The organism is Micromonospora sp. CB01531, from assembly GCF_001905095.1.
Lineage (GTDB): Bacteria > Actinomycetota > Actinomycetes > Mycobacteriales > Micromonosporaceae > Micromonospora.
Window position 1 is genome coordinate 41,006 of sequence record NZ_LWLS01000101.1, and the last position, 7,460, is coordinate 48,465.

6 protein-coding genes are annotated in these 7,460 nt (G+C 73.6%); 2 read left to right on the forward strand and 4 right to left on the reverse strand.

The genetic code is table 11. The features are described 5' to 3' along the window. Positions 1–48: 48 nt before the first annotated feature. Both A6A27_RS30955 and A6A27_RS30960 read right to left on the reverse strand, forming a co-directional pair. Entirely contained in the window at positions 49–1,461 is a 1,413-nt protein-coding gene (locus tag A6A27_RS30955) for a hypothetical protein (RefSeq protein ID WP_241825529.1), read from the reverse strand. 240 nt (positions 1,462–1,701) lie between these two features. Continuing rightward, the gene (locus tag A6A27_RS30960; RefSeq protein ID WP_073838183.1) at positions 1,702–2,826 is read right to left on the reverse strand and encodes a baeRF2 domain-containing protein; all 1,125 of its coding nucleotides are present in this window, start codon (positions 2,824–2,826) and stop codon (positions 1,702–1,704) included. A 143-nt stretch (positions 2,827–2,969) separates the two neighbouring features. Here A6A27_RS30960 and A6A27_RS30965 point away from each other — a divergent pair, with 143 nt between their 5' ends. Beyond that, positions 2,970–3,518 (forward strand): hypothetical protein, encoded by a 549-nt coding sequence (locus A6A27_RS30965; RefSeq protein WP_198940519.1) that lies wholly within the window; start codon positions 2,970–2,972, stop codon positions 3,516–3,518. A 31-nt stretch (positions 3,519–3,549) separates the two neighbouring features. Here the strand turns inward: A6A27_RS30965 and A6A27_RS30970 are convergent, their stop codons facing one another. Continuing rightward, on the reverse strand, positions 3,550–3,888 hold the full coding sequence (locus tag A6A27_RS30970) for a DUF3817 domain-containing protein (RefSeq protein WP_073838184.1): 339 nt from the start codon (positions 3,886–3,888) through the stop codon (positions 3,550–3,552). A 183-nt stretch (positions 3,889–4,071) separates the two neighbouring features. Here A6A27_RS30970 and A6A27_RS30975 point away from each other — a divergent pair, with 183 nt between their 5' ends. Further along, on the forward strand, positions 4,072–5,550 hold the full coding sequence (locus tag A6A27_RS30975) for a glutamate--cysteine ligase (RefSeq protein ID WP_073838191.1): 1,479 nt from the start codon (positions 4,072–4,074) through the stop codon (positions 5,548–5,550). 9 nt (positions 5,551–5,559) lie between these two features. On the opposite strand, the gene treZ is transcribed toward A6A27_RS30975, so the two are convergent. Then, the gene (treZ, locus tag A6A27_RS30980) at positions 5,560–7,284 is read right to left on the reverse strand and encodes a malto-oligosyltrehalose trehalohydrolase (RefSeq protein WP_073838185.1); all 1,725 of its coding nucleotides are present in this window, start codon (positions 7,282–7,284) and stop codon (positions 5,560–5,562) included. Between the last annotated feature and the right edge of the window lie 176 nt (positions 7,285–7,460).

The window sequence follows — 7,460 nt, forward strand, 5'->3', positions numbered from 1 at the left end:
ACTCAATCACGGACCGCGGGATCGTGAGGATGTTTCGCCGGGGTTCGGTCAGGAGACGAGCAGTCCCTGGTGGGCGCCCGCGTCCCGGAGCGCCGCGAGGGCCTCGGCCATCCGCAGCGGCGGCGGGGTCGGCAGGTCGTACGGCTGGTTGCGCAACACCTCGGTGGCCCGCCGGGTCGGCACGGAGGTGACCGGGTAGCCGCGGGCCGAAGCCCGGTCCAGCGCCCGGCGCCGGCGCCCGAAGCCGGCCACGGCGAGCCACTGCGGCAGGCCGGCCAGGGCGGGCGACCGCACTCCGGGCGGCTCCGGCAGCACGTCCACCGAGCTGAACGGCTCGCTGCCGGCGAGCCACCACTCCGCCCCCTGCACCCGGCGCCGGGTCGCGTTCTCGCACCAGTACGGCACCAGCCCGGCCCGCACCACCTGCCACGGGTCGAGCAGCCGGCCGCACTCGACCACGAGCCGGTCGCCGGTCTTGCCGGCCCGGCGCAGCCAGCGCCGGTACAGGTCCGCGGTGGCGGCGCTCAGCGCGTCCGGCTGCGGGACGAGCACCCGGTGCAGCGGATGCCCGTGCCGGCCGGTCCACTCCCGGGCGTTGTGCTCGAAACCGGACTCCACACCGTTCTCCGCGTACGCCGCCGGGCAGGAGACGTCCGGCGGCGCCCAGTGCGCGCTGTCCCCGCCGGCGGAGCGGAGCACCTGGCGCAGCGCGTGCGCGTCCGGGTGGAAGTCGACCGGATCGAGGCCGCTGGCCGGGGAGCCGACCTGGAAGCTGTGCCCGGCCCCCTCGTCGAGCACCGGCCAGGTACGCGCGTCGTGCAGCAGCAGCACCGGCGCGGCGGGCTCCAGCCGGTCGGCCAGGAACCGGGCGTACGCCCCGGGCAGGGCGCGCCAGCGCACCGCGAGGACGACCGTGGCGCCGGCCGACGCGCCCCGGCTGGCCGGGCAGTGCACCTGGCGGACGTGCACGTCCCGATTCGTGGCGAGCAGCCGGCCGGCGAGGGCGGCGCCGTGGTCGAGCGCGGCCCCGGGCCGGTCCACCGCCCCGCGGGTCCAGTGCACGGTCAACTCGAAGCCGGCGGGCAGCCAGGGCACGCCGAGGGCCACCGCGAGATGCACCGCGGCGCCGTGCGGGGAGCCGAGCACCACGCCCGGCCAGCGGCCGGCCGGGTACTGGTCGACGATCCAGCCGGCCACCCGCTCCGCGTCCACCCCGGCGACCTGCGCCGGGGCCAGCGCGACCCGGCCTGCGGCGCGGGCGGCGGCGGCCCGGCGCACCGGCTCGGGGGCGCCGGCGAAGCGGGAGAACGGAGTGGGGTGGCCGAGGTCGGCGCAGTCGTCGCCGCGCAGCGCCCGGGCCGTCGCGGCCACCAGCACCCGCGCGGTGCTGCCCGCCGCCACGATCCGGTCGCCGCTCAGGCCGCTGCCGTCGGTCGTCGACCCCACGGGCCCCTTCCGCACCGGCCCCACCTTGCCTCGTTCGCTCACCACGCGGCCCGGCTTCCCGTCCCGATGGGGTCTAAACGGGGCATCCCCCCACGGGCCGGACCAATCCTCGGGTGTCCGGCGGCACCGCGCTTGCCGCGCACCGGCCCCAGGCGCGTCGAGTCCGCCCAAGATCCGCACAGGAACGGGGAAGTTGCTGCCTCGCGGCGCGCGAAGGCAGCAACTTCCCCGATGTTGTGGCGGCGTCCCGTAGGGTCAGGCGTTGCCCCGGCCGGGCGTGCTCGCGTCGACGTATCGGAGCACCGCCCCCACCCCGTCGGTGAGTTCGGGCGCCTCCTCTGGCGCGAGCACCGTCAGGTCGGCGTCGGTGCCGACCAGCGCGCGCAGCAGCGCGGCGTCGGCGCGGACCCGCTGCGGATCGGCCACCGACATGGCCGCCAACTGCTGTGGATCGGTGGCGATCTCGGTCGGCTCGGGGCCCACCCACAGCTCACCGGTGGCGGACGGGTCGTCCACGATCAGCATGGTGTCGACCTGGTTGCGTTGCAGGGCGGAAACCACCGCGGCCAGCCCGGCCCCGACGTCCTCCTGGGTGCCGAACCTGTCCAGCGCGGCGCTGATCCGCTGGTCGGCGACCTCGGCGATGGTCTGCACGGTGACGTCGTCCATGAGCATGGGGTCGGCACCCCGGGCGCGGGAGCCGGCGTCGGTGCGGACCAGCACGTCCTGCCAGCGCTCTGGGAGCTGGGCGGCGATCATCCCGGTGGCCCGGACATCGCCGGCCACCACCACCACGTCCGCGCCCACCCGGTCGGCCAGGTCGGCGGTGGCCGCGGCGGCGTCGCCCGCGTTGTGGTGCCAGGCTTCCATGGCGGCGCGCTGGTAGCGGGACTGGGACCAACCGCCGGGACTGACCTGGCGTAGCTGGTAGCTCTCCCGCCCGACGACGTGCGACTTCCGCGGCACCCCGCCCGCGCTGACCGCGATCGCGTCCGCCCCGATCCGGTCGGCCAGCACCCGCACCCAGGCGATCTGCTCGCCGCGCTGGGCGACCAGCGGCATGGTGTGCGGCAGGGCGGACCAGCTGGCCAGGTCCCGCAGCGGCGGCGCGGAGAGGTATTCCGTGAGCACCACCCGGCCGCGGGTGGCGAAGATGGCCACGCCGTAGTCGCCGGGCATCGGATCGTGCCGGCGGACCACCTCCTCGACCGCGTCGACGGTCACCTGGTCGGCGCCCTGCTCCAGCAGGCTCCCCTTCAGGGAGCGCCAGCGCAGGTCGACCGCGGGACGGGAGTCGTGGGTGTCCCGGGAGGCGTCCAGGTACACCGAACACCACGGCCCAGGGCGGTCGTAGAGCGGGCGCAGGAAGGACAGCTGCATGCTCGACCCCTTTCCAGCTCGGCCGCACGCATACCCGCACCACCGGGGATGTCACCTGGCCGGGCCGGCGCCCGTGACCGGCTTTCATTCACGTCTTTCAACCTACGAGGTCGATACCATGAGTGAACTGAACCGGACACTCGGTGGTGACCATGGACACTGACCTCCACATCCGGCGCGCCGTCCACCCGACGGAGCGGATCGTCAACGGCCGGCTGGTCCGGCTCATGGAGGGCTATGCGCGCGAGGTGCGGGTGGGGCAGCCCGTGCTCCTCGCGGTGCTGACCGCGGCAAGTGTGGTGGGGCTGCCGGTGCGGATGGCGCGGGCGCTGCTCAGCGCCGGCGGCGGCGGTGCCCGGCGCCGGTTCAAGGAGCTGAAGAAGGGGCCGGAGTTCCTGGTCACCCCGGTCCGGCTGCGCGACGCCGCGAACCGGCTGCTGGAGGTGGAGCTGCACGGTCACCTGCCGCAGAGCGCGCTGCACCCCGGCGACCACCTGCAGCTCACCCTGCGGCCGCAGCGCGACGACGACCTGCCGCCGCGGATCGAGCGGATCGTCAACCTGACCACCGGGCAGCTGCTGACCCCGCGTACCGCCACGGTCTGGTCCCACCTCGGCCCGCCGCTGCTGCTCCAGGCGGCACTCGGCGCGCTGCTGGCGCTGGGCGTCACCGCCTGCTCGGTGCTCACCTGAGGTTCCGCCCCCGCCCCTGCCGGGGCGGCGGTCAGCCCACCGGGGTGAGCGGACGGTCGACCGGCGCGGGCGCGCCCAGCAGGCCGCGCCGGCGGGCCCACCGCTCGAACAGCACGGTGGCGAACGGGGGCACCGCGCAGGCCAGGGCGACGGCGGTGTGCCACAGCGACCAGCGGCGCTGCCGGGCCACCACGAGGACGAGGAGCCCGTACACCACGAAGAGCGCGCCGTGGATCGGGCCGAACACCTGCACGCCGAGCTCGTTGCGCGGCGGGCCGTACTTGACCGCCATGCCGGCCAGCAGCCCCGCCCAGGAGCACGCCTCGGCGATCGCCGCCGCCACGAGCAGCCTGGTCGTCTTCTCGTGCATCCGCAGTCCCCCGATCCGTCGGCGCCATGCTAACCGGCCGAAGCGTCGGGACCGGGCGGTCACGGACACGACGCGACGGGGATCACCGGGGCCATGCGTGGGTAGTAAGGAGTCCTTCGGGTCTTTCCCGATCCCGCCGTGGCGTGCGAGGTTAGGGGGACCAACGGTGACAGGGTGGTGACCATGGGCGAGGACGTCGGCGTACGCACCTTCAGCCGCGAGGATCGGGCCCGCTACCGGGAGAAGGTACGGCGCTGCCTGGACGTCTTCGCCGAGATGCTGCGCGAGTCCCGCTTCGACGTGGAGCGGCCGATGACCGGGCTGGAGATCGAGCTCAACCTGGTCGACGACGACTCGCAGCCGACGATGCGCAACGCGGACGTGCTCGACGCGGTCGCCGACCCGGCCTTCCAGACCGAGCTGGGCCAGTTCAACGTGGAGATCAACGTGCCGCCGCGCCGGCTCGGCGGCACCGGCACCGCACAGTTCGAGGAGAACGTCCGGGCCAGCCTCAACGCGGCCGAGGAGAAGGCCCGCACGGTCGGGGCGCACATGGTGATGATCGGCATCCTGCCGACCCTGCGCCCGGAACACCTGACCGCCGCCACCCTCTCGACAAATCCCCGCTACACGCTGCTCAACGAGCAGATCTTCGCCGCCCGCGGCGAGGACCTGCGGATCTCGATCAGCGGGGTGGAGCGGCTGGTGGTCACCGCGGACACCATCACCCCGGAGGCCGCCTGCACCAGCACCCAGTTCCACCTCCAGGTCAGCCCGGCCCAGTTCGCCGACCACTGGAACGCCGCCCAGGCGATCGCCGGCGTCCAGGTCGCCCTCGGCGCCAACTCGCCGCTGCTCTTCGGCCGGGAGTTGTGGCGGGAGACCCGGGTCCCGCTGTTCCAACAGGCCACCGACACCCGCGCGGAAGAGATCAAGGCCCAGGGGGTACGCCCGCGGGTCTGGTTCGGCGAACGCTGGATCACCAGCGTTTTCGACCTGTTCGAGGAGAACGTCCGCTACTTCCCGGCGCTGCTGCCGGTCTGCGACCCGGAGGACCCGGCCGAGGCCCTGGCCAGCGGCGACGTGCCCGGCCTGGCCGAGCTGCGGTTGCACAACGGCACCATCTACCGCTGGAACCGCCCGGTCTACGACGTGCTCAAGGGGCGCCCGCACCTGCGAGTGGAGAACCGGGTGCTGCCCGCCGGCCCGACCGTGCTGGACACCATCGCCAACGGCGCGTTCTACTTCGGCCTGGTCCGGGCGCTCGCCGAGTCGGACCGGCCGTTGTGGTCGCAGATGTCGTTCAGCGCCGCCGAGGAGAACTTCGCCACCTGCGCCCGGCACGGCATCGACGCCCAGGTGTACTGGCCCGGGCTCGGCTACCTGCCGGTCACCGAGCTGGTGCTGCGCCGGTTGCTGCCGCTGGCCCACCACGGGCTGGACCGGTGGGGGCTCGACCCGGGCGAGCGGGACCGGCTGCTCGGCATCATCGAGCAGCGCTGCCTGACCGGCCGCAACGGCGCCACCTGGCAGGTGGAGACGCTGCACCGGCTGGAGTCCACCGACCACCTGGACCGGCCGGAGGCGCTGCGCGAGGTGGTCCGCCACTACGTGGACCTGATGCACAGCAACCGGCCCGTCCACGAGTGGCCGATTCCCTGAGCCGCACTGTCAGAGGGCGACGATCGCCGCCGACTCCGGCGGCAGCTCGATCCCGTCCCGCATCACGGTGACCCCGCTCTCCGTGGCGAGGAGCACCCGGCGCACCACACCCGGCAGGTTGATCCGCTGCGGCTTGCCGGCCAGGTTCGCCACCACCAGGCACTCGCCCCGGCGCATCAGCAGGAACTGGTCGCCGTGCCGCACCTCGACCCGGTTCAGCCGCGGGTCGGACAGGTCGGGTCGGCTCTTGCGCAACGCGATCAGCCGCCGGTGGAAGTCGTACATCTCCCGGTGCTCGGGCTTGTCCAGCTCGGCCCAGTCCAGCCGGGACCGGACGAAGGCCTGCGGATCGGGCACCTCCCCCGCCGGCCAGCCGTGCGCGGCGAACTCCCGCCGCCGGTCGGCCGCCACCGCGGCGGCCAGTGCCGGCTCGGGATGGCTGGTGAAGAACTGCCACGGGCTGGTGGCCGCCCACTCCTCCCCCATGAACAGCATCGGGGTGAACGGCGCGGTCATCAACAGGGTGGCGCCGACGCGCAGCAGACCGGCGGAGAGCGTCTGGGAGATCCGGTCACCGGTGGCCCGGTTGCCGATCTGGTCGTGGTTCTGCAGATACGCCACGAACCGGTGGCCGGGCGTGCGCTGCCGGTCCACCGGCCGCCCGTGACTGCGGTTGCGGAAGCTGGACCAGGTGCCGGCGTGGAAGAACGCCCCGGTCAGCACGTCGGTCAGGCACTCCAGCGAGCCGAAGTCGCCGTAGCAGCCCTGCCGCTCGCCGGTGAGCAGGCTGTGCAGGGCGTGGTGGGCGTCGTCGTTCCACTGGGCGTGCAGGCCGTAGCCGCCGGCCTCCCGCGGGGTGATCAGCTTCGGGTCGTTGCGGTCGGACTCGGCGATCAGCGACAGCGGGCGGCCCAGGTGGGTGGAGAGTGACTCGACCTCGACCGCCAGCTCCTCCAGGAGGTGGGTGCCCCGCGAGTCCGGCATGGCGTGCACGGCGTCCAACCGCAGCCCGTCGACGTGGTAGTCGCGCAGCCACATCAGCACGCTGTCGACGATGTAGCGGCGTACCCCGTCGGAGTGCGGCCCGTCCAGGTTGACCGTGCGGCCCCACGGGTTGCGCTGCTCGGCGAGGTACGGCGCGAACATCGGCGCGTAGGCCCCGGAGGGCCCGAAATGGTTGTAGACGACGTCGAGGATCACCCCCAGCCCCCTGGCGTGCGCGGCGTCGACCAGCCGCTTGAGCCCGTCCGGCCCGCCGTACGGCTGGTGCGGGGCATACCAGCAGACCCCGTCGTAGCCCCAGCTGTGCTCGCCGCTGAAGGCGTTGACCGGCAGCAGCTCGACCAGGTCGACGCCGAGGTCGACCAGGTGGTCGAGGTGGCCGATGGCGGCGTCGAAGGTGCCCTCCGGGGTGAAGGTGCCGACGTGCAGCTCGTACAGGACGCTGCCGGGCAGCTGCCGGCCGGTCCAGCTCTGGTCGGTCCAGCGGAATGCCGCGTGGTCGTAGCGGCGGCTCGGACCGTGCACGCCCGCCGGCTGCCAGGCCGACCGGGGGTCGGGCAGAGCCCGCTCGTCGTCGTCGAGCAGGAACGCGTAGTCGGTGCCTGGTCCGGCGCCGGGCACCTCGACCCGCCACCAGCCGTCCGGCCCGGGACGCATGTCGCGGTCGGCGACGCCGGGCAGGCGCAGCCGAACCCGGGCGGCTTCGGGCGCCCACACCGTGAACTCGGTCATGCGGCGGCCTCCACAGAGTCAATGGGAGCGAGGAGGGCGACGGGGTAGGTGCTCAACAGATCATGAAGGAGCAGCTCAAACCCACTGTAGACCCGATCGGGTGAACATGTCCGCAACACGTTGACATCCTCCCGGCCCTGAAAGACTCCGTTGGGAAATCCGTGAAGTGGGGTGTA